The 324-nt window shown below is 61.7% G+C and carries 1 pseudogene; it reads right to left on the bottom strand.

Going from position 1 to position 324, the window contains the following annotated elements:
- Positions 1-324, bottom strand: a pseudogene (locus tag FS767_RS22970) (hypothetical protein); the annotation flags it as partial.

Raw genomic sequence — 324 nt, 5'->3', positions numbered from 1 at the left:
AAACCATGCGCGTTCGCTAGACGGCCTACTTTGTTCGGCGTGATCCCCAGCAACTCGCCCACCTCTCCCGCCTGCATCAGGTGCTGCTCGACGATAGGCAGCGGTATGAGCCGCTGACCGAAGGCAAGTTCAGATAAATGGCTGAGGAGTGCCTGCTTGCTGTTGTCCCCCAGGTTTGGCAGATGGGCCAGCGCCAGCTTGCCGAACTCAACCGCGGCGTCATTTGCTGCCGGCGGCGCAGGCAGCGGAGTAGCCTGCTGGATAGCCCTCTCCAGTTCGTGGAGTCGGCGAATCACCTTGTGCCGTATCGGGATGCTGTAGCCG

The sequence above is a fragment of the Pseudomonas sp. DE0010 genome (assembly GCF_007680745.1).
GTDB classification, from domain to species: domain Bacteria; phylum Pseudomonadota; class Gammaproteobacteria; order Pseudomonadales; family Pseudomonadaceae; genus Aquipseudomonas; species Aquipseudomonas parafulva_B.
Note: the sequence above shows the minus strand (reverse complement) of the source record. Positions and strands in the feature narration are given on the sequence as shown.